Here is a 26,490-nt window from a genome sequence, read left to right on the forward strand (position 1 = left end):
CAATCAAATCTGATCAACGAAGCAATTAATATTCGGATGATCTGTTTGGAAAACGTATTCATAAAGAGGATGTTGGTTACTGCGCCAACGAGATTCAACATCATGTAAATTTAATGAAAGTACGCGGTGAGGAATATTGCCAGTATGTTTCAATTTAATATACTCACCAGAAGGAAACACATCCTCAAAGAGCAAGCTGAGATAAAGCTTATGAAGTGGAAAACGAGCGCAAACAAGCATTCTATCCACTTTTAGCGCTAAACATACCAGGTAAAATGCCTTGAATAAAGCATCCCTGGCCTGCTTGCCATTTGCTCCTTCGATAATTCCAAAACGTACAGCTTCGGCCAAGCTTAACTTTTTTAATTGTTCTGGAAGTTTGATCGAGCTTTCAAGCGGAAGCGGGGTGTAGCGATTGACATGAATTCTCATCGTCCCAAGCGGCGATCCATCATTCTTTGATTCAACCAACAACACAAACGTATCGAGATCAGTGTCTGCGGACTCCAGGATAGAAAGTTGCTTAGCGAATTCCGGAACATGTCGCGCATAGGCCTTCTGACGTAATTCTGCAGCTTTCTTCAGATCATCAAGTGATTTAACAATGCGTAAACTAAATGACAAATTCTCTGCCGGATATTTACATGCATTAGTTTCTATTTCCATGAAAACTCAGGGAGATTTTAAAGCAGTGCATAATGTATTTTAAATACCACACTGTCAATAAGTATTTATTTGTGTCTAAGAAAGGACGAAGTATTAACGACTTTTCTGAGCTATGGCGGGGTTGCATGTCAGCGTCAAGGGGAAATCATCCGGGATTTGGCCACGCCACAACTGACCATGCAGTCTGGGGCTGACGAATTCGCGGAGGCCATGTTAAAGAAATTTCGCGCTGTTGGTGTGGGTATGCAGGCAAATAGCGTTTAGCGTATGAGAGTGGACGCCATAGAAAGGCTGAGATAAAGCGAATCTATTTTTATCCATTAATGCAAAATCGTCGTTGGCTCATCGCCTTCTTTTTGGGGTAGCAGGTGTGAAAATCTGCTCGTAACTTCTGTGAAATAGCGAAACTCTACTACTTCAATTGTTCGTTTCTTCTTCGAAATTCCCTTTGTCTTGATCTGCGGTTGTGCAGTCCACACTCCATGCCTTGTTTCCAACATAAGCGAACACGTATCTATCGCATAGGGCGATTTACTTATGCTTCCGTACTTGTCGATGATAGCATTCATTTGGTGCATTTTGTCTGGTCGAAGCGCCCATGCTTCCATGATCACGAACACGAAATCAGCCTCCAGTGCCAATGCTACTGACTGGATTGTCTGCGCAGACTGGTTTTTGTCCTCGATGCTTCCCGACTGAATTATCACTGGGATGAATTCCTTGGCGGTCAGATTGCCAACGAATGCCATTGCCTGAAGCTTTTCTCCGGCCTCCAGAAACCCCCGGGCTTTGTCAATCAAAGGACTGATAATGCCCATGTATGCTTGCGGTGGGGTACTAATGGGTGCTCCAGTCATTTTTTCCTCAATATTTACCGCCAGTAGAGCAAAAACAGGGACGGAAAACGTCAGGCCAATTGGCTGTGCAGCGATACTACTTCCGCACCTGCCTTCAATTTATCCAAATAATCCGCCCATTGTTGCATCATTTTTCGACGTTCCGCGAGGTGCGCGGTGCGATTGTATGCGCGTCCGTTCGGATCGCGCACAGCATGGGCAAGCTGGTGTTCAATGAAGTCCGGGCGTATCCCCAACACTTCATCAAGGATCGTTCGTGCCATTGCGCGGAAGCCATGACCGCTCATCTCGTCCTTGGCGTATCCCATGCGCCGCAAGGCGGCCAGCACGGCGTTATCACTCATCGGCCTGTCATTGGTACGTGCCCCCGGAAACACATAGCGCCCGCCGCCCGTCATCGCGTGGAGTTCGCGCAGAAGTTCCACCGCTTGTATGGATAGAGGAACAAGGTGCGGTTCACGCATCTTCATCCGCTCGGCGGGTATGTTCCATTCCGCATTATCCAGATCAATTTCCGTCCATTCCGCCTTGCGTAGTTCGCCGGGACGCACAAAAAACAGCGGAGAAAGGCGCAGGGCACATTTGGTAACGAAGTAGCCTTTGATAGCCATCTATGGCGCGTAGTAGCTCGGCAGCGGCTTTGGGATCGGTGATGGCGGCGTGGTATTCAACTTTCTTGCTTGGCATGTATTCGCATAAACGTGCTGTAGGATCGCCTTGCGAATATCCTTTTTTGGCGGCATATCCAAATATACGGCCACAGTTCCAAAGGACGCGCCGGGCAATATCCAGTGCGCCCCTATCTACAATGCGCTGGATGGTTGCATCTATTTCAGGCGTAGTGATTTCATTTATGGGTCGTTTCCCCAGCCAAGGAAAAATATCCTTTTCCATCCAGCCGATAATTTTTTCCGTTTGCTTGTCGGATCGTCTGTCTGTTGGGACAGATGCCCATTCTCGCGCAATATCTTCAAAAGAACCGACAGCAGGTAATCCTTCACTGATACGCCGTTCGGCTTCCAGGCGTTTTGTCTGTACTTGCTTGGCAGTCTTGCGAATATCGCTTGGATCTGTTCCAGCCGCTACCAATTCTCGCGCATCGTTGGCTTTTTTACGCGCTGCACTCAAGGGTGTGTCAGGGTAGACCCCCACAGATAGGGTTTTACGCTTGCCACCGATTGAGTAATCAAATCTCCACCACTTGGCGCCATCCGGCTTAACCAGTAGGTACAGACCGTCGCCATCATTCAAGCGGTACATCGTCGACATAGGTTTTGCGGCTTTGATTGCCGCGTCAGCTTTGATTTTATGTCGGGCCATTGCAGTAACTCACAAAAGAAAAAGCAGTAACAGGGTGAGTTACTGCAAATGTTACTGCATATTTGGCTGGATTATAGAGGATGTTACTGCATTTTGCCGGACATAAAAAACACGCAAATCATTTGTTTATGCTGGTTTGGTGGACTTTCTTGGACTGTATAATACTATCTGGTGGTGCCCGGGGCCGGAATCGAACCGGCATGGGCGGTTTAAGCCCGAGGGATTTTAAGTCCCTTGTGTCTACCTATTTCACCACCCGGGCGATAGAAGTATCAGATCGGTGGAGGCGGGGGTCGGAATCGAACCGGCGTAGACGGCTTTGCAGGCCGCTGCATGACCACTCTGCCACCCCGCCATTATTGCATAACTTCTATATGAGCTGTAAGCCTTACGGAAAAAAGCCTGTAATTGGCTATCCGATTTCCGACAATAAAATAACATTTCACAAGAGCCATTTTCTTCGAAAAATGGAGCGGGAAACGAGGCTCGAACTCGCGACCCCAACCTTGGCAAGGTTGTGCTCTACCACTGAGCTATTCCCGCAATATGAAGTTGCTGTGCGACTGGTATCACTTCAGAAACAAAGGGTGGATTATAGAGATGCTGTACGTTTTGTCAAGAAAATGCGGGATGATTGTTGACCAAAACTGGCAATCCAAGATTGTTACAAGAGACTGATTAACACTTCAAAGTACAAAAAGTCAGTGTTGCCTGAGCGTTGGTCAACATGGGCGGGTTGTGCTGCGATACGATTTTTTACGAATTCTCCCGCAAAGAAATGGGTATAACCCAATATGGTGTTAATTCGTGGTGTGACTTGGTAGCGTACGCGTCCTTCAAATGCGCTGCCGGCATAGTCACCACTCTGCCCAGTTTTGTCTCGATTAAATCCGGGATCCGGGAGGGTGTTGCTGATGTTGCCATTGAGAATATCGAACATGCGATCGGTACTGCTGGCCAGCCAGAACCACGCATATGTGGCTTCAAATCCAAGCTTTGCGGTCGGTTGAAGGTCAAACCTGATTTTGGGAGTCTTTAAGTTCTCATAAATTACATAGTGATCTGCCGACCAAGGCCGCGCAAAGCCAAAGAAACGATCGAAACGATTATCGACGCCGTCATTAGGATCACGGTCACCGGTGGCATAACCGTAAAACCCCATGACTCGTGGTTTCCACTGGTGGTTAAAGGTCCGGCCTACCTCAACATTATAGCCGTAGGCATCTTGACGCTTGGTGCCGCTATACCCGAGCTGGTAATTAAAACTGACATCAAAATCCAGGAGATTACCCACTTTGCCGTAGGCGCGGAATCCGGGCATATGAATTTCCCGATCCAATTTGTTGGTTGCTGTAAAACCATTGGGGTCGGCCGTTTGCTTCTGACCCAGGTAGTAGGGTTGTATCGTGATGATGTCAGACCACTTGCGCCAATGACCGATTGTGCCAAAAACCCACAGATGATCGTTAGCCTCATCAAATTTGGTTTGCAAGCGTCTGACCGGTTGCATGCCAAACATTTCCAGCTCCCAATCATTGGCTTCGCGACCTAGATTCAGGCGAAAGCCTTCAAATGAGTTGGTGGTGTTGCGCCATTCATTACGCGCGATAAAACGCCGGTCCGTTGTTTCATAAGCCATACGGCCTACGCGGAATCGGATCGGACGGTCATTACCCCGGTCATCTGCCTCGAGTGCCTTTTTGAAATATAACTCACCGTATGCATTGATCAGATCGTATTCATTTCTTTCCTGATCAGTGATGACATGCCTATTGTTATATACCCGAGAATCCTGGAACTCGACAGCGAAGCGGAACGGATCGAGGATATCCCTTATCCCCAGCCAGGCACGCGAACGCAGAAAAAAAGGATCATTATTTCCACCGTCAACATACCGTATATCGTTATGGCGATGTTCGTAACGTGTACGCCACTCAAGTCCGACATCCAGCCAGGTAATATCTTTAAATGCATTCACACCGATATCACTTAAACGGCGCACATATCTGGGTGGATCCGACTCGGGATTGGCCGCGTAGCTGTCAGCGCGCCGAAAATAAGTGGTCAATGGTTTGCTTGCTTCCGGCACAATAGCGGGCAATGATTTTTCCAGTTCGGGTTGTTTGGCCTGTTCCGATGGTTTATTTGCTGGCTGATTACCCGGCTTATTTGAATCTGCTGTAATCTCTTGCGTTACCCGGACAACACTCGGGTAAGCCGTTTGATGCGTTGCGGGTGTTTTATTATCTGAAGATGCCTCAGTTGGACTGATAGCTAATGCGCTTATAAGCGCAATATGTGAAAAGAACCAAAGCAACTTCACTGTTTTCTCCTTGGACTCTCCGGTATTCCGGTCGAGTCATTGATATCTTTTTGCTCTTTCATCGCCGGTATGACTAGCCGGTGATATTTTGATTATTTGTGGAGCTAGTGTGATCTGGAGATCATTGTATTTCTTATGATCTCGTAGCCATAAGCATGGATCTGTTTTGGCTCACGCGAATTTCATTTCGACACAGTATCTGCATAACTTTACCCTCATGTGCAACGAGGCCGGCTGATCTCTATTCGGTACCGGCTACGCAGTCCAAAATTTCTTGAGTTTTATGCCTGCAGATACTCTTTTGCTGGCACTCTAGACATCGACTTCGCTTCTTGAATCGGTATTCATTTACATCAACTGATTGGTCAGAATGTCAACGGGAGCGAAAGATAGCATTATTTCTATATAAACAGAAATAATGTTTAGTTAGAATGTTATTCTATTAAATTATATTAAAATTTTAATGCCTGATCATAAGCATCTCAGATGATCTGTAATCAGTTTGTTGTAATAGTCACCTTGGACCAGATTAAATCGTGCGGAAATAGCTATATCAGCCTGATTTTTTTGTTTCACTTGTTGCAAGATGGTTTGTCCGCCAATTAAGTTTTGCAGTTCTGTCAATTGGCCGAGAGTCGAAAGCCAGTTACTGTTTGAATGCTGGATGGTTGCAGTATCAGGTGCGCTAATACGCAGATAATTTGCTGATAATTTGTCGATTAAATCCCGAAGTCCATGGGCAGCGTACAGTGAACCGATATTGAGTGCGATTTGATAGCCGCGCTGACGATAATTGTTTAAACCATCCAGTAATTGGGTATGGTGCTGCGCATAAAAACTATTCACTGTCATCGAAATGACGATATTCTGGATTGCCAATCCGCATTTGATAATAATTTCCTCAAAATAGGCACCATGATTCTGTTTGATACCCAGAATATGTCTCGGATCAACATCTAGAAAAAGCACACCGCCTTTATGCGAGTAAGTGAGATAATTCAACATGTGAACAGTACGGCACAGGCGGTCCAAGCTGATAATGGATTGGAAATCGGCAGGCTGCGGAATAACATCCGTGAGTAAATCACCGATTTCTGTAGATTGCTGGCTATGCTGGCTGTTGTCATAGGGTGTGACCGACAATTCTGCGATATGACCGGCAAGCTTTTCATTATCGTCAGCTCGGCGCACTGGCTCGAAGACACTGCCGATCTGAATTGGTCCGAAAATTCCGCTGACCAATCCCTTTTCCAAAATAAAAGGACGAATATTGGAATGATGTTCGGTCTCAAAGCGATCGTTAAAATATTGTACGAGTTGTTGTAAAGGCATATTTCTCCTCCTGTTTTGAGCATGCTGTAAAAAAAGCAAGCATAAAATTTTTTGAAGCCCTGAAAGGTTGTTTGCTCAATCGTATGCTTTGGCTTAGGCTAGTGATCCAAAACGCTTTAGTGTGCTTGTGCCGTATCATTGACGTTATTTTGATGTTTCGGAAACAAATCAAGGCGGCGTGGTTTGATAAATACTTCATCGCCTTTTACCAGTTGTAACTCACGAAAACGTTCCTTGCTGATTTCAACTTGAATCGGGGTTTTGTCTGCGTCGTCGATACGCACTACCTCCAATCGAACAATCGGACCCACGGAAAGAACGTGAACGACACGGGCCGCCAATGCCGCTTCACCATTATGCGTGCGTTCAACTTCGATCTCATGGGGGCGAACGTAGGCGACTGCCGTGAGTTCATCAGCTTCTGCGTGTTCCGGTACGTCCACTTCGATGTCACCAATCCAGGCGCGTCCACGATGCAGACGGCTATGAAACAAATTCACATTGCCGAGAAACTCATACACGAAGGGACTGGCGGGTTGCTCATACACTTCATCTGGAGTGCCGATTTGTTCAATCCGGCCTTCATTCATGACAACCACCCGGTCGGCGACTTCGAGCGCTTCTTCCTGATCATGCGTCACGAAAACACTGGTGATATGCATGTCGTCATGCAATCTGCGCAACCAGGAACGCAATTCTTTACGCACCTTGGCATCCAGTGCGCCGAAAGGCTCATCCAGCAATAGTACTTTGGGTTCTACCGCCAGCGCCCGTGCCAGCGCGATACGCTGGCGCTGACCGCCCGAAAGCTGATGGGGATAGCGATCTGCCAGCCAATCCAACTGCACAAGATGTAATAACTTCATGACCCGATCACGAATTTCCGTTTCAGAAGGACGGAATTTCTTGGGGCGCACGCGCAAGCCAAAAGCAACATTCTCGAAAATAGTCATGTTGCGGAACAATGCATAATGCTGGAATACGAAACCAACTTGACGTTCACGGACATGTTGATCGGTGGCATCCTCGCCGTGAAATAGCACCTGACCGCTATCGGCTGTTTCAAGTCCGGCGATCACACGCAATAAAGTGGTTTTTCCGGATCCCGAAGGACCCAACAATGCCAGCAATTCACCGGAATGTACTTGCAAGTTGACATCATGCAGCGCTGTGAAAGTGCCGAACTGTTTTGAGAGATTAAGGACTTCAATGCTCATTCGTGACCTCTTGATTTTTGATGTTGTTTGTTGCGGAATTCGATCAGTGTTTTTAATGCCAGCGTCACCAATGCCAGCAGTGCCAACAATGAAGCCACTGCAAAGGCGGCTGCAAAGTTGTATTCGTTGTAGAGAATTTCGACATGCAGCGGCATGGTATTGGTGCTGCCGCGAATATGCCCTGATACCACCGATACCGCGCCAAACTCTCCCATCGCCCGGGCATTACACAAGATTGCGCCGTACAGCAATCCCCATTTGATATTGGGTAATGTGATTTGATAAAAGGTTTGCCAACCGCTTGCTCCCAGCACCACGGCCGCTTCTTCTTCTTCAGTGCCTTGCGCTTGCATCAGCGGGATTAACTCACGCGCGATAAACGGCACCGTCACAAAGACGGTTGCCAGCACGATACCGGGAACAGCAAAAATAATTTTCAAGTCATGCTCTGCCAGCCAAGGACCTAACCATCCTTGCAGACCAAAGACAAGCACATAAATCAACCCTGAGACCACCGGAGATACGGAGAAAGGCAAATCGATCAGCGTGATCAACAGGTTCTTGCCGCGAAATTCAAATTTGGCGATCGCCCAGGCCGCGGCAACACCGAACACCAGATTCAACGGCACCGCGATCGCCGCAACGGTCAGCGTCAATTTGATGGCGGAAACAGCATCAGGGTCGGTGATCGCAGCAAAATAAACTTCTGCGCCTTTTTTGAACGCTTCATAAAAAACCGAAATCAGTGGAATGAAAAGAAATAGCGTTAGAAATGCTAACGCCAATCCAATCAAGGACCGGCGTACCCAGGCTGGCTCTTGTGTGGCTCGCTGCCTAAAAGTTTCTCCGGATGCGGGAAATGTAATTGTGGACATAGTTGTTCTCAGGTAATAGTACTGCGGCGCCGGCTCCACCATTGCAGCAGATTAATGATCAGTAACAAAATAAAAGAAATCACCAGCATCACCACCGACAATGCCGTGGCACCGGCATAATCATATTGTTCCAGTTTGGTGACAATCAGTAGCGGGGTGATTTCAGAGATCATCGGCATGTTACCGGCAATGAAAATCACCGATCCGTACTCGCCAATCGCACGTGCAAAAGCCAGCGCGAAACCGGTCATTAATGCTGGAAAAATCGCCGGGAAAATCACCCGGGTAAACGTTTGCCAGCGATTGGCACCGAGCGTCGCTGCCGCTTCCTCCAGCTCCGACTCGATATCCTCGAGTACGGGCTGCACGGTACGTACTACGAATGGCAGGCCGATAAAAGTCAATGCCACAAAAATACCGATCGGTGTGAAAGCCACCTTGATGCCGAGCGGTTCAAGAAACTGGCCGATCCAGCCATTGCCTGCGTACAGCGCGGTCAACGCGATACCGGCCACCGCAGTTGGCAGGGCAAAAGGGAGATCCACTAATGCGTCGACTAATTTTTTTCCGAAAAAATGATAGCGGACCAACACCCATGCCACTAACAGCCCAAATACCACATTGACGCATGCGGCGGCGAATGAGGCGCCAAATGTCAGCCGGTACGAAGCGACAACGCGCGGCGTGGTGACAATGGACCAAAATTCCGGCCAGGTTAGCTCGGCGGTACGGATAAACGCTGCCGAAAGCGGAATCAGTACGATTAAGCTCAGATACAGCAGGGTAAATCCCAACGCCAGGTTAAAGCCCGGCAGAATGCTGTGTTGTTTAAAGGTATTCAAATCTAACTCCTGTTAAATTCATCGTGTTCTTGTTTACACCTGTCTATGTGTTAATTTTCTGGGATAGGTAATAGTTCGATCATTCCGATTGCATGTGCCGGTTTACTGAGTAGATTTCCTTGCAGATAATCCGCGCCACTCTGTCTGGCAGCGATTAATTGCTCGGTTGTTTCGATATCCCGTACCAGCAAACTGGCGCCAAAGCTATGTATGGTATCTACCAGTGGTGCAACTGTTTCATGGCGTTCTAGATCGCTTGCCTCAATACGCACGATATCCGGATACAAACTTCCCAATTCCGTCATCCAATCGCTACGCGTGCCGGTGTAATTAGCCGCAATTTGATAGCCACGAGAACGATAGTTGGTGATGACATGTTGGAGCAATTTCCAGTTGCGATTGACGATGGCCGGAATTTCGATGACTACTCGCGAGGTTTTTATGCCAATCAAATCGAGAAAATTTTCAAATGCGCGACCGTGATCGTCTTTAACACTTTCCAGAAGTCGCGGATGCACATCGACAAACAAACTGTCTACTTTGGAATTACTATTGAAATAGTAATTCAGCGCGTGAATTGCCCGGCATAACCGATCCAGATCAACCAATTGTTCATCTTTTGATGCCAAGGAAAAAACCTGCCAAGGCCAAAGCGCGACTTCTCCGTTTGATAGGGAACGTACATAGGCTGCGTGGCCAATGGTTTTTTTCTGAGCGATACTAAAAATGGGTTGAAAAACACTGGTTAGTTCGCAATGATAAAAATGTCCGCTTATCCAGCCATTTTCAGCGCGGTTAAGAGAATAATCGGTCGCTGATTGGATCAGCTCAAATTCATCTCCAACAACGAAGGTATTGTTTGTTGATGTATTCATGGAACAACTCCCACTTAAATTGATGTTGCTAGCGATAAATCAAATCAATTTTTTTGAATTGGCTTGACCTATCATTTTTGTCTGCTGCCAATTGGATCCATTAATGGAGTTTTTGAAATTGGCTTTTGGCTTCGCAAAAACTTCTACAACAACAATCTTCATCTGTTTGATGCGTATTCAACTTGTCTTTCAGCTCGTTGACAGAACGGTGGCAAAACATTAATGGGATACCGTCACGATTTGCTTTCTCTTTCACCGAATTGGCTAGGGAATGATTAACAAAGTCGCAAATAACTATAACTAACTGGGTTTCGTTTGGAATTTGCCGCTTGTTAAATCCTTTCTTGCGGCCGTTCCAATGTTCGACACGCGCATAGTTCTGGGTGGAAATGTGGTGTTTGAACGATGTCACATAATCCCCGCCGACAATTAGAACGCTCATGTTCAATCCTTTATAGGTTGTAGCGCACCGCAGTGCGCTACGTTGTTATTACTTCAAGTAAATCTGATCAAATGTACCGCCATCGGCAAAGTGAATTTTGTGCGCATTCTTCCAGCCGCCAAAAGCATCATCGATTTTGAATAGCTCAACCTTTGGAAACTTACCGGCATGTTTTTCAGCAATCTTCGGATTAGTAGGGCGATAGAAATGCTTGGCAACGATCTCCTGACCTTCTTCGGAATAGAGATACTGGAGATAGGCTTCAGCGACTTGTCGTGTGCCTCTCTTATCAACCACTTTATCGACTACTGCTACTGGCGGTTCTGCGAGAATACTCAATGACGGTATTACAATTTCAAATTTATCGGAACCATATTCCTTTAGCGCCAGAAAAGCTTCGTTTTCCCAGGAGATGAGCACATCCCCAACGGCGCGTTCCACAAACGTTGTGGTTGAACCGCGCGCGCCGGAATCTAGGACAGGTACATTTTTGTAGATGTTACTGATGAACCCTTGTGCTTTGTCCTCACCATATTTCCGTTTGCCAAATTCCCATGCCGCCAGGAAATTCCACTGCGCGCCTCCGGAAGTTTTCGGATTGGGGGTAATCACTGCTACGCCAGGACGCGCTAAATCATCCCAGTCTTTAATTCCCTTGGGATTGCCCTTGCGTACCAGGAAAATGATTGTCGAGGTATACGGCGTGCTGTTGAGTGCTAATCGTTTTTGCCAATCCTCGGGAAGCAATTTGGCTTTCTCGGCGATGGCATTGATATCATTCGCCAAAGCGAGTGTGACAACATCTGCTTCCAAACCATCAATCACTGATCGCGCTTGTTTTCCTGAACCGCCATGAGATTGCTTGATTGCGACGGTTTCCTTGGTTTTCTCCTGCCAGTGTTTGGCAAAAGCAGTATTAAACTCCTGGTAAAGCTCGCGGGTTGGGTCATAAGAAACATTGAGTAAGGTTTTGTCCGCCAGAACGTTATTGCTGATAGCGAAACTTGCGACTAAAAAACTTGTTGCGAGCCATGTTTTAATTGTCATGATTTTTCCTCCGATAAAAATTTAAGATTGCTTACAAGAGACTGATTAACACTTCAAAATATAGAAAGTCTGTATCGCCCGAGCGTTGATCGACGCAAGGGTGTTTGTGGATGGCATCGCAAGAGTTTGCTGCGATACGATTTTTTACGAAGTCACCGGCCGTAAAATGGGTATAGCCTAAGATGGTGCTAATTCGTGACGTGGCTTGATAGCGGATACGTCCTTCAAATGCATGGCCGCCGAAATCACCGCTTTGTCCAGTCCGGTCACGGTTGAATCCGGGATCCTTGATGGTATTGCTGATGTTACCGTCGAGAATATCGAACATGCGATCGGTTTTACTGGCCAGCCAATAGGCGCCATAACCCAATTCAAATCCTAATTTCTGCGTCGGACTGAACTCAAACCGGATTTTAGGAGCCTTCAGATTCTCATAAATCACATAGTGATCGGCTGACCAAGGACGGGCAAATCCAAAAAAACGATCAAAACGATTGTCGACGCCGTCATTAGGATCTTTATCACCGCTGGCGTAACCATAAAACAAACCGAGGCGAGGTTTCCAAGCGTAGTCAAAGTTCCGCCCTACTTCGATGGTATACCCATTTGCATCCACGCGATTGGGGCCGGAAAACCCGAGCTGATGGTTGTAGCTGACATCAAAATCAAGAATGTCGCCCGCTTTGCCGTAAACACGGAACCCTGGCATATGAATTTGCCGATCCAGCCGATTAGTCGCTGTAAAGCCATGAGGATCAGCCGTTTGCTTCTGACCCATGTAGTACGCCTGAATGGTGGCGATGTCAGACCACTTACGCCAAGTGCCGATCCCGCCAAAAAACCAAAGATTTTCGTTCGCTTCATCGAATTTGGTTTGCAAACGCCGAACCGGTTGCATACCAAACAGATCGAGCTCCCAATCATTGGCTTCGCGACCCAGATTCAGGCGAAAGCCTTCAAAAGTATTGGTGGTGTTGCGCCATTCATTACGTGCAATAAAACGCCGGTCCGTTGTTTCATAGGCCATGCGGCCTACGCGAAATCGAATCGGACGATTCTGATTTCTATCATCGACCCCGAGTCCTTTTTTGAAATGTAACTCACCGTAGGCATTAAGCAAATCGTACTCATTTCTTTCCTGATCCGTAATGGCGTGTTTATTGTTATAAACGCGGGAATCCTGGAATTCGACTGCAAATCGGAATGGATCCAAGATATCCTTGATCCCAATCCATGCGCGGTTACGTAAAAAGAAGGGATTATCTTCTCCGCCTTCGATGCGTCGTATGTCATTATTCCGCCATTCATAACGCGTGCGGTGCTCAAGGCCAATATCCAGCCAGTTAATATCTTTAAATGCTTCAACACCGATATCACTTAGCTGACGTACATACCGTGGCGGATCAGAATCCGGATTGGTGGCATAGCTGTTGGAACGCCGGTGATAACTGGTTGATGGACTGCTTGCTTTCGGCACAATGGCAGGTAATGATTTTTCCAACTCGGATGGTTTGGTCTGCCCCGATGATTTATCGGTTAATGGCTTGCCGGTATCAACAGCGATCTGCTGTGCTACTCGGACAACGCTCGGTTGCGTTGCTTGAAAATCTGCGGACGATTTACTGTCTGAAGACGCCTTGGTTGGGTTGACCGTAAATGCGCTCAATGCCACAATGTGTAAAAAAAACCAAATAAACTTCACTATCATCTCCTAAGTGAGCTCTCCGGAAATCCGGTTGAGTCACCGATATTATTTTTTCTTTCACCTCCTATTTTGTTGGTCGGTGTTATGTTGTTGTTTGTGAGATCAGTTTGATCTTGCTGCATCAGACTCAAAACTTATTCGTTCATGATTTAGATGCCTTGCGTCCAGATCCACCTTGGCTCACGCGAATCTTTTCACGGCATTCTATTTGTACAACTTTATTCTCGTGTATAACGATTTCGATCGATCCATACTCGATACTAGCCACGGCGCGTAGAATTTCTTGAGCAACTTCTGTAGGTACCTTTTTGCCAATATCCTTGGCCGTAATAATTTTTGGATCTAATCCGGAATCAGTAACCATTTACATTTCCCAACAAAGCAGTAGAAGTTAACGGAAACGAAAGATAGCAATTTTTTAATATAAATAGAAATATTATTTATTCATTACTTTATAACTTATAGTTATATATAAAATTTAGCTTCTGAATAAGCCTAGAACAACGCAATAATGAAATGATTCCAGTAGAATTAACACATGGGATTATGAGAATATTCATAATCATTTGGTTTTTTGGCTACCCGGCCATGATTCACGTCTGAGAATCCGGATTAATAATAATGCTAACTTATTGCCGGAGGTCTTGATGGGTAAAATTAGGATAACTATGATTTTTTTAAGAAAATTTATGCTTTCTACAGTGCTGCTGGTTGTATTGACTATCTCAGTTTCCGGGTGTTCTGTTTTTATGGCGGCAAAACAACCCGAAAAGAAAGATATCAGCCTATTAAAAGAAGGCGTATCAAGAGCAGTACTGATCTCTGAGTTTGGTGCCCCCGTCATCAGTGAATATAAAAATGATAAAAGATTTGAAATCTTCAAATTTGTTCAAGGGTATAGCACAGGCGCCAAGGCAGGCAGGGCTTTCTTTCATGGCGCAGCAAGTGTTGCTACGTTAGGATTGTGGGAACTTGTTGGTACACCTGCTGAAATAACGTTTAATGGCGACGAAATGGCTTTTCAAGTCAGTTATGATGAAAATGATCTGGTTGATGAAGTAAAGTTAATAACAAAAGAATAAATTGCGTATTGCGTTGAATAATTACAAACCAGTTTGCAGCCCTGGTATGCCGATCCGTTGTATATAAATAGCGTTGTTTCCTTCTTCGTAAGCGAGCAATTTGCCTACTTTTTGCCAGAGACGGAATGCCAGGGAGTAGGACAATACCCGTATCGGGTAATCGCGCGGCAGTGTTTGTAGATAGGGCTGAATAGTCGTGAAATCGGTAGCGCCGTATTGCTGCATGATGAAACGTAGGCCCCCGTTAGCCGGACCGATGTTATAGGCTAATAAACCCAAAAAGAGGTCGCCGTTCATTTCGGCTAGATAGTGTTTGAATGTGGCCGCACCGACAAAGGCATTGTGTCGGGGATTTTCCAGAGAGATTTTTTCAGTGCCCAGCCGTTTATGCGCCTGAGCCATGACCGTTTTCGGAACTTGGGTGATTTGGAATAAACCGCGCCCGCCGTCACTGCTGTCTCTGGGTATGAATGACGATTCTGTTGCTGCAATACCCTGTAATAGATTGACATCGACATCGAACGATCTGGCAGCATCTTCGATAGCTTGTTGATATTCTTGTGAGCGGCTAATCATTTTTTGCAGTTGTGCTGAGCTGTGTCTGCGATAAGCTGCATAGACTTGATGTGAGATTGTTATCCGGCTTGCCTCCTCCTTTCCGCCTACCAATGTACGGAAGTTTCCGTAAGCTAGAGTGAACTGATCATGGGTAACCAAAAAAGCGATCAGCAAGGCGAATGAAAGGGATAGGACCGGAGTCAATAATTCAGAATGCGCTTGCAGCCATTTTCTCAGCTTCCACCAGCCGATGAGAAACACGCAGGCAACCAACACCAGTGCTAATACGCCGATCGCGAAGGGAAGCAGGCTGCTGAAAAAACTGGTGCCTGAGAACCGGCTTGCGGAATAGCCTAATAGCACGATGATGGCCGAGACCGCAATAATACTCAAACCGAGGATCTCTAAGCTGATCAGCAATAAATTCCACTTGAATTCACTGGTTTGTTTTTTTCTCAACCGTTTCTGCGGTTTATCTTTGCCGGAACGTACTACTGGGCTACGCCTGCGCCTGGGTTTAGGCTTTATATTGTTGAGTTCTGGATTGCTGAGATGAGCCGTCTTGTCCATTGGCATAAGGGTCGATACGTTTGATAAATCAATAGAATCTTAACAGATTAACAAACAACTGCCGCGAAGTTGAAAGTATTTTCTAGATATTCGTTTTCATGAGCAAAACGACATCTTGCGGGTTGGGGTGTTGTGTGTGCCAGCAATAAATAGAGGAGTTAACTCAACGGCCACTCTTCTTTTTTGCGGGGAAATCGTGTTCGAAAAATCTATAATTTGTACTTGCATACTTGCTATCGAGTTCTGTCAATAACTGTAAGAATTTTAAGAACGTATTTATTGTTTTCTGGAAAATCTTCACATAGCAATGCATCATAAATTACTTGCCATAAATACTTTAATTACTCTATTATGCAATTGGAAGTAGTGTGGCTAATTTACGCTATCGCTGGAAAAACCGTAAAATGGGAAGTAGTTAACTACTTCAATGGTTACTATAGAGTCGGCTATTAAACAGTTCGATTTTTTATAGCAGAGAAGACCGGAATACGGAGTTTCAATAAATCTTTTTAATGGCCGGATCAATAAACCTACTTTCAGCGCATTCTGGAATCTCGCTGATTCACCTTCTAATATTTGTGTTAATGCTTCAAGCAGTCTTTGTCTTTACTAATCACTGAGAATAGTTCCAGTGAAAGATTAGGAATAGGTGCGTGATGGCTAACTTCAAAGCAATTGGTGCGACGAGTGCTACCCTTGCCGGTCTTATCCGGGATCGCTATCCGCGTGATGAGTTTGGTACAACTCTCAACGTTGAACTCTATCAGACTCGCAATTTCGAAAAACCAATGGAGAATGGTTTTTCTATCTATCTGTATCGCGTTGCCATAAACGGAACTGTACGTAACACAACCTACCGGCGTACCGAAAACGGTCAGCGTTTTAGACCGTCATTGCCGCTTGATTTGTATTACATGATTACTCCATGGGCTGAAAGTACCGAGAGTCAGCATCGCATGCTTGGCTGGGTGATGCGAATGTTAGAGGATGTTGGTACGCTTAGTTCAAGTCATCTAAATCACTACGTTGCTGAAACCAATATCTTCGCAGAAACTGAGAGTATTGATCTTATCTGCGAACCGCTAGCCTTAAATGAATATTTTACTATTTGGGATCGACTAAGGACGTTACCTTTGTCAATGACCTACGTGCTGCGCATGGTTATGGTGGATTCTGGTGTGAGCATTTCTGATGGATCGCTAGTCCAAACGCGTAGCTTTGATATGGGTGAGTTAATCTCATGAAACCGAGAGTGCAAATCTGGGAGCGTGCTACACGCCGTGCACCGATCGGATTGAGCTTATGGGATGCTGTCACTGCCACACATTTATTGAACGGACTGGAGATCGATGTTGTGGCACGGGCACGACCCCAATCACGCACACGTGCTTTTGTCAATCGAAGCGGCATTTATTGTGCGATGGGTCTGCCAAGGTTGCGCGATTTTGAACTAGGTAATGATGAAGATGACGTGGAAATCTGGCGGACTGCGCTACGTCACTACCGGGTCGAAGTGCGAGATCCTTCTGATCGCTTCCAACCATTCACATTTGATGCGGACTTGCCAGTTCGCGGTTTGTTCAATTGGACGTCTCCAATAAAATCATTGATCTTGCCAACTGATAACGGTTCTCCACCGGCATCTATGGTCGGACATATTCCCTTGTTTTCAAAACCGAGTCGGCAAGTTCCAGGAACATTTGCTGTAGTGCGGTCACAACTGCGAGAGAATGGAACGGATAGACCCGCAGCTTGGTGTTTGCTCACAGTAAGTATCGATAAGATAGTCCGAGGGGTTGGCGTGGCTGATAAAGAGGGGCGCGTTGTGATTATTTTTCCATACCCGGAACGGCCACGACCAGTACTTACTTCACCACTATCGGCCATCAACGATTTTCGTTGGAATATCGAGTTGGCTGCCTATTATGTGCCGCAACCAGCAACCATCTTAGCGCCCGATATTCCAGACTTGGCAGCAATCCTTGGTCAATCAGATTCACCGTGCACAATTTTTCCTGAGACTTCACAACTCGAGATTGAATACGGAAAATCATTAACAGTTCGTAGCCAAGATTCATCTTTTTTGTTTGTTAACACAGTTTGATGCGCATTGAAAAAATGAGAGGAGAGCAGCTATGCCCGAATATTTAGCCCCAGGTGTCTATGTAGAAGAAACATCATTTCGTGCCAAATCCATCGAGGGTGTCAGTACCACAACGACCGGTTTTATCGGCCCGACCTGCTTTGGGCCGCTTGATATTGAACCTGAAATTATCACTAGCCTGGTAGAATTCGAGCGCACCTACGGCGGGAGGAATAAACTGAGCTTCTCCAACGGAGAGATCGATAACTTCATGTGGCACGCTGTACGAGCCTTTTTCGAGGAGGGTGGCAAGCGGCTCTATGTCAGTCGAGTCTTTGAGCCCAGTGATCCTGATACAGAATCCGGTTATGCAGCGGGCGACTTGGTTGACTTGGTTGGCGGCACTAACCACTTCTTCCGTATCCGTGCGCGGTTTCCAGGCAAGGCAGGCGATGCCCGCGTTACTTTCATCCTGAAAGCTGGGCAAAACGTTTTGGTACAGGAAGCCAATAGCACAAACCCGACGAACAGACTTAATTCTGTTTCTGATCGTGATGTGGTGTTGATTCGTGATGTGACATCTCCATTTTCGCCCCCGGGTGAAACCGGTGACTATTTCCTCGCGCTATGGGATGCCGATCTGCGTACCTGGAAATTTGCGGCTTCCGGGGAAGATCTGTCCACAGCAACCCTGAAATTACAAGATCTCGACCCATCATCGGGACACGAAGTCCGCATTGTTACCGTCACGGTCGCGGTCGAGCCCTTAGCGGCGGGATCCGAACCATTTGTCGTTGCTGATCTTCCCCTTGATCCCAAGCATCAGCGGGCCGGTTCGCCTGACTCGGTGTTTGCATATTTCGACAAAACTCCGGCTAGCTTAGCGAGAGCACGTACCATCCCTGTCGTTATCGACGGTGAAGTGAAAGCCACCACAGGTGTCGACGTCATGAGGAATTTTATTGATTCCTATAAGGCCTCCTCTCCAACCGATCCGGGTTTACTGGCGAATATCGGAAACCCGAAAAGCAACACGCGGCAACGTAGTGTTTTTGTTCAACTAATCAATGGTGATGACGGTATGCGGCCCAGTTCGGCGAGCTATGAAGGCAAGGGCGGCGGTGAAAGCGATGATCCCAAGACTGGACTCAAGCAATTCGAAGACTTGGAGGACATTTCCATTGTCGCTGCACCGGGTTCTACTTTCGGCTATCAAGGAGACTATCAGCAAAATTCGCAAGCTATCATTGGCCACCTTATCGGCCATGCCCAGCGGATGCGCTACCGCATTGCCGTTATCGACAGCGGCAATAACCAGGCCATCTCGGAAGTGCGGGCTATGCGAGCGCGTTTGGATTCATCGCATGCTGCTCTTTACTACCCTTGGATCAAGATCGTAGATCCCCTGACGCAACAAGAAATCCATGTACCTCCATCCGGTTTCGTGGCCGGTATATATGCCCGTAATGACATCAACCGGGCAGTCTATAAAGCCCCAGCCAATGAGGTTGTCAACTTGGCTATCGGTTTCGAGAAATTTCTGAATAAACCGCAGCAGGAAGTCCTCAACCCCGAGGGCATCAACTGCTTTCGTTTTTTTGAAGGACGTGGAATGCGGTTGTGGGGAGCTCGTACTATCAGTTCTGATCCGGAATGGAAGTACGTCAACCTGAGGCGCTATTTTGCTTATCTGGAGCATTCTATCGACAAGGGTACCCAGTGGGCGGTTTTCGAGCCGAATGGCGAGCTGCTCTGGGCTAATATCCGTCGTACGATTGGGGATTTCATGCTTAACGAGTGGCAGAGTGGGGCATTACTGGGTGAGAAACCTGAGAAGGCATACTTTGTTAAATGTGATCGATCTACTATGTCGCAAAATGATATCGATAATGGCAGATTGGTTTGTCTTATCGGATTAGCGCCGTTGCGACCAGCTGAGTTTGTTATTTTTCGTATCGGTCAATGGACCGCTGACCGCAAAATCTAAGAGGGCTTATCATGGCAATACTAAGAGATCGTCCATACGTTCAATTTAATTTCCTTGTTGATTTAGGTGATGGAGTTACTGAGGGGCCACAAGCAGGATTTCAGGAATTAAGCGGGATCGGTATGGAGGTTACCGTGTCCGAGTACCGTACTGGCAACTCCAAGGAGAACAGCGTGATGAAAGTCACGGGTATGAATAAATCTACCGATGTCACTATGAAAAGAGGCGTCATAGGATCGCTTAATCTTTACGAATGGCTGGATCAGATTCGAAATGGAGATCAAAAAGCACTTCGGACAGTAACAATTCAATTGCAAAGTGAAGACCATACTGCAGTAGTACAAACCTGGAAACTTCTGCGCGCACGTATTATTAAGCATACTAGCGGTCCATTCAACGCCAAAGGCACTGACGTAGCCATGGAAGAGCTGGTGCTGGCCTACGAACGGCTGGAAATGGAATAAGTATCATGCTTGCGTTAAGCCGACTTCCTGGCATACGCGTCGATGCTTCGCCACCTCCCCCTTCAGAGGCTTTGCCGCGTATGGATGTGGCGGTGTTCGTTGGTTTCGCTGCGATGGGACCGGTACATGTTCCGGTAGCTATTGAAAGTGTGACGCGTTATACCGAAATCTTTGGATCGGAGGTTCCGCTAGCATTTGACGCTGAACGTGGTGAACGGGTTTGGGCTTATTTGGATGCGGCGATCCGAGGCTTCTTTTCTAATGGCGGGCAGCGCTGTTGGGTGATTCGAGTAGCCCGCACGCTGGAATTGGAGGACCGGTGGCGCCAAGCGACCGGAGGAACGGTTGAGAAGCGTGAACTTGCCGAAGCAAACCGCTACGCTGTGTCTGGTGTTTTGATGTTGTCCGGGGACGGGTCGAAGCTAGACCCAGCGGAAGCTCAAGCTCGTAGTCTGGGTTCCTGGTCCGATGGCCTGCGGTTGCAAACAGCCCTAGTTGTGTCGAGTTTCGAAGTGCGAGCTTGCCGGTTTCCACTGGATGCGGATGTGCGACGCTTTGGCTTCCTGGCTGACTTGCCCTTGCAGGCGGGTGATTTGATTGAGTTGTACGACTCCACAGTGTCCGATACTCCCGGAATCAAATGCTACGCCACTGTGGATTCGGTGTCCGGAACCCTGCCTCGATGGATGGAAGCTACACTTCGAGCTGCATTTAAACCAATTACAGGAAGCCTGTATTCTCCACCTTCCCCGTTAGGCGAAGTGGAAATCCTCGGTATTCCAGGAACTCTGCAGCAAGCAACTTTAGAAATTGTTACAGGCGATTCAATACTGGAATCCGAGGTAAAGATCAGTTTCTCTATGGCCGGCTCTTCCGGCCCGGGCGTCGGCCAGTGGATTCGCTGGAAGAGTGGCAATACAATTATCTGGTTGCGGATCGATCGGCTATCGTTTCGCCCGAAAAAGGAGCAACAGGGCCAGACGAATTTTGAAGCAGCGGGTTCGGCTTGGCGCGAACTGACCAAAGCCGAGTTGACATTCCCGATCCCCGCTCCGACTCGCGCCGCGTCGCTGACCCTGGATCTGCGCGTGCTGGCCGAACAAACGAATATCGCTCATCTGACCAACGTGGGCTTGACGACCGCACACCACAACGCTTGGTGGCGGCAAGTCAGCGATGCAGTATATTATACCCCGCCTGTTGGTCTGATCGCAGCGCCGGTCGGATTCAAACCTTTCGATGCATCCGCTCGATTTCCGCTAGCCGCCAGGGATGAGGAACGCGGCATTGGTGCGCCGATGGCTTGGATTCCTCTGGGTGTTACGGCTTTGTTCGGAGAAGCGCTGGCGCCGTTGCAGCAGGCGGCTACGCCATTGGAACGGGATGGCCTCTCACGCTTCGATGCCGAATTGTTCCTCGACCCCGAACTGGCATCACTCAATACCGATCAGCTCATTGCACAAGCCGACGCGATTCGCTTTTTCGCTGAAAAGCCAAGGGTGCCGCTCGGCATCCACGCAGCACTGTCCATCGGTAGCGGCGGCATGTACAACGAAGCCAGTCTTATCGCTGTGCCTGATGCCTTGCATATCGGCTGGGAAAAACGTCTATTAGCAAAACCACTTGCTCCGCCTTCCGTGCAAACAAAGATTCCTGCGCACTGGCACACTCATCGTGGTCTCTGTGCTGCGATTCCCGCTGGAATAGAACTTAATAAGCCGGATTTTGGCCGATTTCTGGATTGCAGTACGCGTAAGCTGGAAACACCTAGCTGGAAAAATCCGCAGAACGATGCTTCGTATGGTAACTTCCAGTTGGAATGGAAGTGGCAAGATACCGGACTTAAGGCCGATTTCTTGTTGGAGGAAGCCCGTCGCGCCGATTTCGGTGACGCGCGCGAGATTTATATTGGCTCAGAACAACGATTCGATGTATCCGTCAGCAGTGAGGGGATTTTTTATTACCGGATTACAGCAATTATGGGCGACGAGTCAAGTTCGCCATCCGAAATATTACCTGTAGCAGTGCGTGACAATGCTTGGGTATCGCGGTTGGCGGCGGACTATGCCGAAAGCGGTGCGGCTCAGTTGTTAAGCATCCATCGCGCTGTCCTGCGCCTTGCTGCTGCCAGCGGGGAATTGTTCGCCGTTCTCGGTCTTCCGTGCCACTACCGGTCGGCAGAAGCCATACGCCATGCAGCTTCGTTGCAGGCTGCCAGACATGGGCAAGGGGCCGATTTGAGCGGCTTCGATTTCAACGAACGTCGCGCCCTGTCTTATGGTGCGCTTTACCATCCATGGATCGTCTTTGCCGCGCCAAGTTTTCCGGGTTTTCGCCAGACGTTCTCCAAAGCGCAACGGAGCTGTCCACCGAATGGCATCGTTACCGGATTGTTGGCCTCCCGTGCATCTCGTCGAGGTGCCTGGATAGCGCCCGCCAACGAACTGTTCCGGGATGTGTCCGCACTCACCCCGCCGATCGAACCCAATGTCTGGCAGGCGTTGCAGGACGCACAAATCAACCTGGTGCAGGCCGATGCGCGCGGCTTTCTTACCTTGGCCGCCGATACGCTAGCGGATGAACCCGAGCTGCGACCGATTAACGTGCGCCGGCTGCTCATCCTGTTGCGGCGCTTGGCCTTGCGGCGAGGTACTAGCTATGTGTTCGAACCCAACGACGATATCCTTCGCCGGGCCGTGGAACGGGGATTCAATCTGATGCTGGTCGACCTGTTCCGGCGTGGTGCCTTTGCCGGGGCTACGGAGGAGCAGTCCTTCCAGGTTGTTGCCGGTGAATCAATCAATCGCGCCATCGACCGCGAGGCTGGTCGATTCTTCGTCGAACTGCGGGTGGCGCCTGCCCTGCCACTGAGATTCCTGACCGTACGCTTGGTACAAAGCGGCGAGCGCCTTACCGTCCGGGAAGAGGCTTGATTATGGCCGCCCTCATTTATCCTTTCACAGCCTTTAACTTCTCCGTGGAAATCAACCGGGGTGAGGACGGGAAGCCCTTGGTGAATGCTGCGTTTTCCGAGTGTGACGGGCTAGAGATGTCAATGGAAGTAAAAACCATCCGTGAAGGGGGGGGTAATAACCGCCAAATCCGTCTGAATGGTCCGGTCAGTTACGGCCAACTTACGCTGAAACGAGGGATGACGGAAAGCTTTGATCTGTGGAGCTGGTTTCAGGATACCATCGCTCAGCCACACCTCAGAGCCAATGCGGCAATCGTGATGCTGGCCGAGGATGGCAGCACTGAGCGGGTGCGTTTCACGCTGGAGCGTTGTTTGCCGGTTAAAATCAAATCACCGGCTCTAAACGCCAAAGATGGAATGATTGCCATCGAGGAATTGCAAATCGTCTACGAATCGATGCAATTCAAATTCATATCACCAAAAAGGTAAAAATAATGAGTGGACTAGCAAAAGCAAAATTAATCGAGCTTACCGGTGATTTTAAGAACGAGAAGGATGGTGGTCAAAAAATCGAAGTGCAGTTTAATCCTGAATCGCTAAAGCTTAGCTATGCCAATCAGATAGTACAACCGCAGGGAGGTGACCAGGCCAGCGGCACTGGTGGTCGCCAATTCGTTGGTGCGGGTACAACCAAGCTCAGCTTGCAATTGTGGTTCGATGTAACGGCGATGCAACAAGACCCGGTTGATGACGTGCGACGCCTGACTCAGAAGGTAGTGTACTTTATGACCCCGCAGAAGATTGATTCTGAAAAGCAGGTTCCCCCAGGGGTGAGGTTTTCTTGGGGATCCTTCGTGTTCGACGGTATGGTAGAAGGGATCGAGGAAACGATTGAATTTTTCTCACCAGAAGGTAAGCCATTGCGGGCAAGTATTACGCTTAACTTATCACAACAGAAAATACTCGAAGCAAAATTCGAAGGAAACGGTATAGGCCACAAACCTTTAACAAGTGCAAAGTTCGGGGATTCGTTGCAGAGTATTGCTGCTAAGCGTGGCAAGGGAAATTGGCAATCCATCGCTGCCGCCAATCAAATTGAGGATCCTTTGCGTTTGTCTCCGGGTCAGTTGATAGATTTGAATGTAGGTGTTGATCGGAATACAGGAATTATTTTTCCGAAGTAATCATGAAACAGCGCTTCATTCGTGGAAGTATATTTCTGGGATGAAAAAAAGGAAAAACATCCATCCTAATTCCGCAGAGGAAATTAGGAAATTAGTGAGATGGTAGAGATGATTCATAAATTTGGTCAGAAAGGAGAATGATCATGGCAATTGTGATTAATAGCTTTGAGGCAATCGCTGAAGTACCGGAACAACAGAAACAAAAACAAGAGAGCGGTGAAAATGAGAGCAGCAACAAACTCAGTGCTCTCGAACCGCATGATCTGGCAATTGTACTCCGTAGCATAGCTGATCAATCATTGCGATCATGGGCTCATTAACGGGCAAGATGTTTAATAGGATAAGCGTGCGGCTATGGTTGCAGTGATGAGTATACCGGTTAAAGAGGCAAGACCTTCGATAGAAATCGAGGGGCAACGTGCTACTACTCTGGCATCGTCACTGTTATGTCTCGATATTATTGACTCGGATGACGGTTTGGCACGTTGTGAACTGCTATTGGGTAATTGGGGTGGCCCGGAAAAATCTGGCTTCCAGCATTTTGATCGCTCCCAAATCGATTTCGGCAAGATAATCAAGGTGAAGCTCGCTACCGATACTTTGTTTGAGGGACGCATTAGCGCCATCAACGCCCGATTTCCAGATGGAGGCCCTCCGCAGATCGGCGTGTGTGCGGAAGATCGTTTACAAGATTTGCGCATGGTGCGGCATACACGGTGTTTTGCCGACGCCACACTGGGTGACGTTGTGCAACACATCGCTAACGATCACGGCTTACAAGCCAAGGTCGATTTAAGTGGACCACAACACAAGGTTTTAGCTCAGATGAATCAGAGCGATCTCGTATTTTTAAGAGATGTCGCACGAAGCGAGGATGCTCAGATTTGGGTAGAAAATACAACATTGAGGGTAGCAACACGCTCGCGGCGTAACGGCGGGACCGTAGAGCTTGCTTGGGGTGGGGAGTTGCGTGAGTTTAGAGTTAGTGCTGATCTAGCACATCAAAGAACTAACCTAATCGCAGCCGGATGGGATGTAACTAGCAAGCAAGCCGCACGGTATGAGGCTGATGAAGCTGCGATACGTGCTGAACTCAACGATGGCGATAGCGGAATGGCGACGCTGCTCAGCGCCTTCGGTAAACGCGCAGATACGCTTGCGCATGGTTTGCCGTGCAACTCAAGTGAAGCGCGTACTTTAGCTGAAGCCAGTTTGCGCCATCTAGCGCGTCGTTTTGTAGTAGGTCAGGGTGTAGCCGAAACGCAAGTTGAGCTTCGTGTAGGGGCCAAACTTAAATTGAGCGGACTGGGACCATTATTCGAAGGGGAATACACATTGACATTTGTTCATCACCGTTTTGACAAATCGGGTATGCGCACCGAGTTTCGTTGCGATCGTCCATCCTTGGGTAAAGGAAGCGTGTAATGAAAATAATTGATCTTTCCGCGTTTGAGCAACAGCTATATGAACGAATACCAAGTGGCTGGGGAGGGCGCTGGTACGGTGTATTTCCGGCGGTCGTGCTCGAAATAAAGGATCCAGATAACCAAGGGCGCGTGAAGATTACGTTACCCTGGTCACCCGATGCGCAAGGCGGACGTTACGAAGCTTGGGCACGTCTTGCCACTTTGTTTGGAGGCAATAATCGCGGTAGCTGGTTTGTGCCGGATGTCGACGATGAAGTTCTAGTGGCATTCGAGCAAGGAGATGCTCGACGACCCTATGTACTCGGGGGGCTTTGGAACGGTCGTGATCAAGCACCCGAAACCATGGATAGTGCTGGTAACAACTACAAGAAAGTTCTGTGCTCACGCAATGGTGTAAAAATTACGCTTGACGATCAGGATGGACAAGAAAAACTATTGATGGAAACGCCAGGCGGTCAAAAGGTTACGCTTAAAGATGGGCTAGGGGCTGTTGAAATCATTGATAGTAACGGCAATTCGGTCAAACTCGAAGCAAGCGGTATTACGATCAATGCTTCGGCAAAAGTAACTGTTAATGCCAGCCAGATCGCAATTTCAGCCGGAATGGTAACAGTGGATGCAGGTATGTCAAAATTTTCTGGTGTAGTGCAAGCGGACACAATTATAAGTAACAGCGTCATATCGGCATCTTATACGCCGGGTGCGGGGAATATATGGTGA

At 47.8% G+C, this 26,490-nt stretch carries 27 protein-coding genes and 3 tRNA genes; 12 read left to right on the forward strand and 18 right to left on the reverse strand.

What is annotated here, in order from left to right; all coding sequences use genetic code 11:
• Positions 1–3: 3 nt before the first annotated feature.
• Positions 4–666: a hypothetical protein gene (locus NIT79A3_RS04900; RefSeq protein WP_013965143.1), complete on the reverse strand. Its 663-nt coding sequence runs from the start codon at positions 664–666 to the stop codon at positions 4–6.
• A 69-nt stretch (positions 667–735) separates the two neighbouring features.
• On the opposite strand from NIT79A3_RS04900, the gene NIT79A3_RS18555 reads away from it, so the two are divergent.
• Positions 736–930: a hypothetical protein gene (locus tag NIT79A3_RS18555; RefSeq protein ID WP_156797014.1), complete on the forward strand. Its 195-nt coding sequence runs from the start codon at positions 736–738 to the stop codon at positions 928–930.
• Between the two features lie 56 nt (positions 931–986).
• Here the strand turns inward: NIT79A3_RS18555 and NIT79A3_RS04905 are convergent, their stop codons facing one another.
• From NIT79A3_RS04905 to NIT79A3_RS04970, 16 genes are all read right to left on the reverse strand, one after another.
• On the reverse strand, positions 987–1,484 hold the full coding sequence (locus NIT79A3_RS04905; RefSeq protein ID WP_348225727.1) for a hypothetical protein: 498 nt from the start codon (positions 1,482–1,484) through the stop codon (positions 987–989).
• Between the two features lie 89 nt (positions 1,485–1,573).
• The gene (locus NIT79A3_RS19320; RefSeq protein WP_348225728.1) at positions 1,574–2,074 is read right to left on the reverse strand and encodes a site-specific integrase; all 501 of its coding nucleotides are present in this window, start codon (positions 2,072–2,074) and stop codon (positions 1,574–1,576) included.
• Complete coding sequence (locus NIT79A3_RS19325; RefSeq protein WP_348225729.1) at positions 2,031–2,843, reverse strand: Arm DNA-binding domain-containing protein; 813 nt, start codon at positions 2,841–2,843, stop codon at positions 2,031–2,033. The genes NIT79A3_RS19320 and NIT79A3_RS19325 overlap by 44 nt, the downstream gene beginning before the upstream one ends.
• 172 nt (positions 2,844–3,015) lie before the next feature.
• Positions 3,016–3,105 (reverse strand) — tRNA-Leu (locus NIT79A3_RS04915).
• Between the two features lie 19 nt (positions 3,106–3,124).
• A tRNA-Cys gene (locus NIT79A3_RS04920) sits at positions 3,125–3,198 on the reverse strand.
• A gap of 113 nt (positions 3,199–3,311) precedes the next feature.
• Positions 3,312–3,386 (reverse strand) — tRNA-Gly (locus NIT79A3_RS04925).
• Between the two features lie 121 nt (positions 3,387–3,507).
• Complete coding sequence (locus NIT79A3_RS04930; protein WP_013965145.1) at positions 3,508–5,166, reverse strand: alginate export family protein; 1,659 nt, start codon at positions 5,164–5,166, stop codon at positions 3,508–3,510.
• Positions 5,167–5,637: 471 nt separating this feature from the next.
• Positions 5,638–6,498, reverse strand: coding sequence for an EAL domain-containing protein (locus NIT79A3_RS04935; protein WP_013965146.1), 861 nt, complete (start codon positions 6,496–6,498; stop codon positions 5,638–5,640).
• Positions 6,499–6,614: 116 nt separating this feature from the next.
• Positions 6,615–7,715, reverse strand: coding sequence for a sulfate ABC transporter ATP-binding protein (locus NIT79A3_RS04940; protein WP_013965147.1), 1,101 nt, complete (start codon positions 7,713–7,715; stop codon positions 6,615–6,617).
• The gene (gene cysW, locus NIT79A3_RS04945) at positions 7,712–8,590 is read right to left on the reverse strand and encodes a sulfate ABC transporter permease subunit CysW (protein ID WP_041360154.1); all 879 of its coding nucleotides are present in this window, start codon (positions 8,588–8,590) and stop codon (positions 7,712–7,714) included. Before cysW ends, NIT79A3_RS04940 begins: the two co-directional genes overlap by 4 nt.
• A gap of 8 nt (positions 8,591–8,598) precedes the next feature.
• Entirely contained in the window at positions 8,599–9,432 is an 834-nt protein-coding gene (gene cysT, locus NIT79A3_RS04950) for a sulfate ABC transporter permease subunit CysT (RefSeq protein ID WP_013965149.1), read from the reverse strand.
• Positions 9,433–9,482: 50 nt separating this feature from the next.
• Positions 9,483–10,307: an EAL domain-containing protein gene (locus NIT79A3_RS04955; RefSeq protein WP_013965150.1), complete on the reverse strand. Its 825-nt coding sequence runs from the start codon at positions 10,305–10,307 to the stop codon at positions 9,483–9,485.
• A gap of 100 nt (positions 10,308–10,407) precedes the next feature.
• Positions 10,408–10,749, reverse strand: a complete 342-nt coding sequence (locus NIT79A3_RS18165) for a DUF2325 domain-containing protein (RefSeq protein ID WP_013965151.1) — start codon at positions 10,747–10,749, stop codon at positions 10,408–10,410.
• Positions 10,750–10,797: 48 nt separating this feature from the next.
• Positions 10,798–11,796 carry a sulfate ABC transporter substrate-binding protein gene (locus NIT79A3_RS04960; RefSeq protein WP_013965152.1) on the reverse strand — a complete coding sequence of 333 codons (999 nt, stop codon included), beginning with the start codon at positions 11,794–11,796 and terminating at the stop codon, positions 10,798–10,800.
• Positions 11,797–11,827: 31 nt separating this feature from the next.
• Positions 11,828–13,498 (reverse strand): alginate export family protein, encoded by a 1,671-nt coding sequence (locus NIT79A3_RS04965; RefSeq protein ID WP_013965153.1) that lies wholly within the window; start codon positions 13,496–13,498, stop codon positions 11,828–11,830.
• Between the two features lie 145 nt (positions 13,499–13,643).
• Positions 13,644–13,865 carry a YezD family protein gene (locus tag NIT79A3_RS04970; protein ID WP_013965154.1) on the reverse strand — a complete coding sequence of 74 codons (222 nt, stop codon included), beginning with the start codon at positions 13,863–13,865 and terminating at the stop codon, positions 13,644–13,646.
• A 283-nt stretch (positions 13,866–14,148) separates the two neighbouring features.
• Here NIT79A3_RS04970 and NIT79A3_RS04975 point away from each other — a divergent pair, with 283 nt between their 5' ends.
• Complete coding sequence (locus tag NIT79A3_RS04975) at positions 14,149–14,583, forward strand: hypothetical protein (RefSeq protein WP_013965155.1); 435 nt, start codon at positions 14,149–14,151, stop codon at positions 14,581–14,583.
• Positions 14,584–14,604: 21 nt separating this feature from the next.
• Here NIT79A3_RS04975 and NIT79A3_RS04980 read toward each other — a convergent pair whose 3' ends face one another.
• Positions 14,605–15,711, reverse strand: a complete 1,107-nt coding sequence (locus tag NIT79A3_RS04980) for a lytic transglycosylase domain-containing protein (protein WP_013965156.1) — start codon at positions 15,709–15,711, stop codon at positions 14,605–14,607.
• 656 nt (positions 15,712–16,367) lie between these two features.
• On the opposite strand from NIT79A3_RS04980, the gene NIT79A3_RS04985 reads away from it, so the two are divergent.
• The 10 genes from NIT79A3_RS04985 (at position 16,368) to NIT79A3_RS05025 (ending at position 26,490) form a co-directional block, all read left to right on the forward strand.
• Positions 16,368–16,955, forward strand: a complete 588-nt coding sequence (locus tag NIT79A3_RS04985; RefSeq protein WP_013965157.1) for a DUF4255 domain-containing protein — start codon at positions 16,368–16,370, stop codon at positions 16,953–16,955.
• Positions 16,952–17,815 (forward strand): hypothetical protein, encoded by an 864-nt coding sequence (locus NIT79A3_RS04990; protein ID WP_013965158.1) that lies wholly within the window; start codon positions 16,952–16,954, stop codon positions 17,813–17,815. Before NIT79A3_RS04985 ends, NIT79A3_RS04990 begins: the two co-directional genes overlap by 4 nt.
• 250 nt (positions 17,816–18,065) lie before the next feature.
• The gene (locus tag NIT79A3_RS04995; RefSeq protein ID WP_198009390.1) at positions 18,066–19,781 is read left to right on the forward strand and encodes a phage tail sheath subtilisin-like domain-containing protein; all 1,716 of its coding nucleotides are present in this window, start codon (positions 18,066–18,068) and stop codon (positions 19,779–19,781) included.
• A gap of 11 nt (positions 19,782–19,792) precedes the next feature.
• Positions 19,793–20,245, forward strand: a complete 453-nt coding sequence (locus tag NIT79A3_RS05000) for a phage tail protein (RefSeq protein ID WP_013965160.1) — start codon at positions 19,793–19,795, stop codon at positions 20,243–20,245.
• A 113-nt stretch (positions 20,246–20,358) separates the two neighbouring features.
• Positions 20,359–23,178, forward strand: coding sequence for a phage tail sheath family protein (locus NIT79A3_RS05005; RefSeq protein WP_198009391.1), 2,820 nt, complete (start codon positions 20,359–20,361; stop codon positions 23,176–23,178).
• 2 nt (positions 23,179–23,180) lie between these two features.
• Positions 23,181–23,648, forward strand: a complete 468-nt coding sequence (locus tag NIT79A3_RS05010; RefSeq protein ID WP_013965162.1) for a phage tail protein — start codon at positions 23,181–23,183, stop codon at positions 23,646–23,648.
• Positions 23,649–23,653: 5 nt separating this feature from the next.
• Positions 23,654–24,343 carry a LysM domain-containing protein gene (locus NIT79A3_RS05015; RefSeq protein WP_013965163.1) on the forward strand — a complete coding sequence of 230 codons (690 nt, stop codon included), beginning with the start codon at positions 23,654–23,656 and terminating at the stop codon, positions 24,341–24,343.
• A 143-nt stretch (positions 24,344–24,486) separates the two neighbouring features.
• Entirely contained in the window at positions 24,487–24,663 is a 177-nt protein-coding gene (locus NIT79A3_RS18560; RefSeq protein ID WP_013965164.1) for a hypothetical protein, read from the forward strand.
• A 34-nt stretch (positions 24,664–24,697) separates the two neighbouring features.
• Complete coding sequence (locus NIT79A3_RS05020; RefSeq protein WP_013965165.1) at positions 24,698–25,768, forward strand: contractile injection system protein, VgrG/Pvc8 family; 1,071 nt, start codon at positions 24,698–24,700, stop codon at positions 25,766–25,768.
• Entirely contained in the window at positions 25,768–26,490 is a 723-nt protein-coding gene (locus NIT79A3_RS05025) for a phage baseplate assembly protein V (protein ID WP_013965166.1), read from the forward strand. Before NIT79A3_RS05020 ends, NIT79A3_RS05025 begins: the two co-directional genes overlap by 1 nt.

Origin of the sequence: Nitrosomonas sp. Is79A3, from assembly GCF_000219585.1 — a bacterium.
Lineage (GTDB): Bacteria > Pseudomonadota > Gammaproteobacteria > Burkholderiales > Nitrosomonadaceae > Nitrosomonas.

Coding starts and splice junctions, on each gene's coding strand:
- NIT79A3_RS04900 (WP_013965143.1), bottom strand. CDS start 666: ATGGAAATAGAAACTAATGCATGTAAATATCCGGCAGAGAATTTGTCA.
- NIT79A3_RS04905 (WP_348225727.1), bottom strand. CDS start 1,484: ATGGGCATTATCAGTCCTTTGATTGACAAAGCCCGGGGGTTTCTGGAG.
- NIT79A3_RS19325 (WP_348225729.1), bottom strand. CDS start 2,843: ATGGCCCGACATAAAATCAAAGCTGACGCGGCAATCAAAGCCGCAAAA.
- NIT79A3_RS04935 (WP_013965146.1), bottom strand. CDS start 6,498: ATGCCTTTACAACAACTCGTACAATATTTTAACGATCGCTTTGAGACC.
- NIT79A3_RS04940 (WP_013965147.1), bottom strand. CDS start 7,715: ATGAGCATTGAAGTCCTTAATCTCTCAAAACAGTTCGGCACTTTCACA.
- cysW (WP_041360154.1), bottom strand. CDS start 8,590: ATGTCCACAATTACATTTCCCGCATCCGGAGAAACTTTTAGGCAGCGA.
- NIT79A3_RS04955 (WP_013965150.1), bottom strand. CDS start 10,307: ATGAATACATCAACAAACAATACCTTCGTTGTTGGAGATGAATTTGAG.
- NIT79A3_RS18165 (WP_013965151.1), bottom strand. CDS start 10,749: ATGAGCGTTCTAATTGTCGGCGGGGATTATGTGACATCGTTCAAACAC.
- NIT79A3_RS04960 (WP_013965152.1), bottom strand. CDS start 11,796: ATGACAATTAAAACATGGCTCGCAACAAGTTTTTTAGTCGCAAGTTTC.
- NIT79A3_RS04970 (WP_013965154.1), bottom strand. CDS start 13,865: ATGGTTACTGATTCCGGATTAGATCCAAAAATTATTACGGCCAAGGAT.
- NIT79A3_RS04975 (WP_013965155.1), top strand. CDS start 14,149: ATGGGTAAAATTAGGATAACTATGATTTTTTTAAGAAAATTTATGCTT.
- NIT79A3_RS04980 (WP_013965156.1), bottom strand. CDS start 15,711: ATGGACAAGACGGCTCATCTCAGCAATCCAGAACTCAACAATATAAAG.
- NIT79A3_RS04985 (WP_013965157.1), top strand. CDS start 16,368: ATGGCTAACTTCAAAGCAATTGGTGCGACGAGTGCTACCCTTGCCGGT.
- NIT79A3_RS04990 (WP_013965158.1), top strand. CDS start 16,952: ATGAAACCGAGAGTGCAAATCTGGGAGCGTGCTACACGCCGTGCACCG.
- NIT79A3_RS04995 (WP_198009390.1), top strand. CDS start 18,066: ATGTGGCACGCTGTACGAGCCTTTTTCGAGGAGGGTGGCAAGCGGCTC.
- NIT79A3_RS05000 (WP_013965160.1), top strand. CDS start 19,793: ATGGCAATACTAAGAGATCGTCCATACGTTCAATTTAATTTCCTTGTT.
- NIT79A3_RS05005 (WP_198009391.1), top strand. CDS start 20,359: ATGGGACCGGTACATGTTCCGGTAGCTATTGAAAGTGTGACGCGTTAT.
- NIT79A3_RS05010 (WP_013965162.1), top strand. CDS start 23,181: ATGGCCGCCCTCATTTATCCTTTCACAGCCTTTAACTTCTCCGTGGAA.
- NIT79A3_RS05015 (WP_013965163.1), top strand. CDS start 23,654: ATGAGTGGACTAGCAAAAGCAAAATTAATCGAGCTTACCGGTGATTTT.
- NIT79A3_RS18560 (WP_013965164.1), top strand. CDS start 24,487: ATGGCAATTGTGATTAATAGCTTTGAGGCAATCGCTGAAGTACCGGAA.
- NIT79A3_RS05020 (WP_013965165.1), top strand. CDS start 24,698: ATGGTTGCAGTGATGAGTATACCGGTTAAAGAGGCAAGACCTTCGATA.
- NIT79A3_RS05025 (WP_013965166.1), top strand. CDS start 25,768: ATGAAAATAATTGATCTTTCCGCGTTTGAGCAACAGCTATATGAACGA.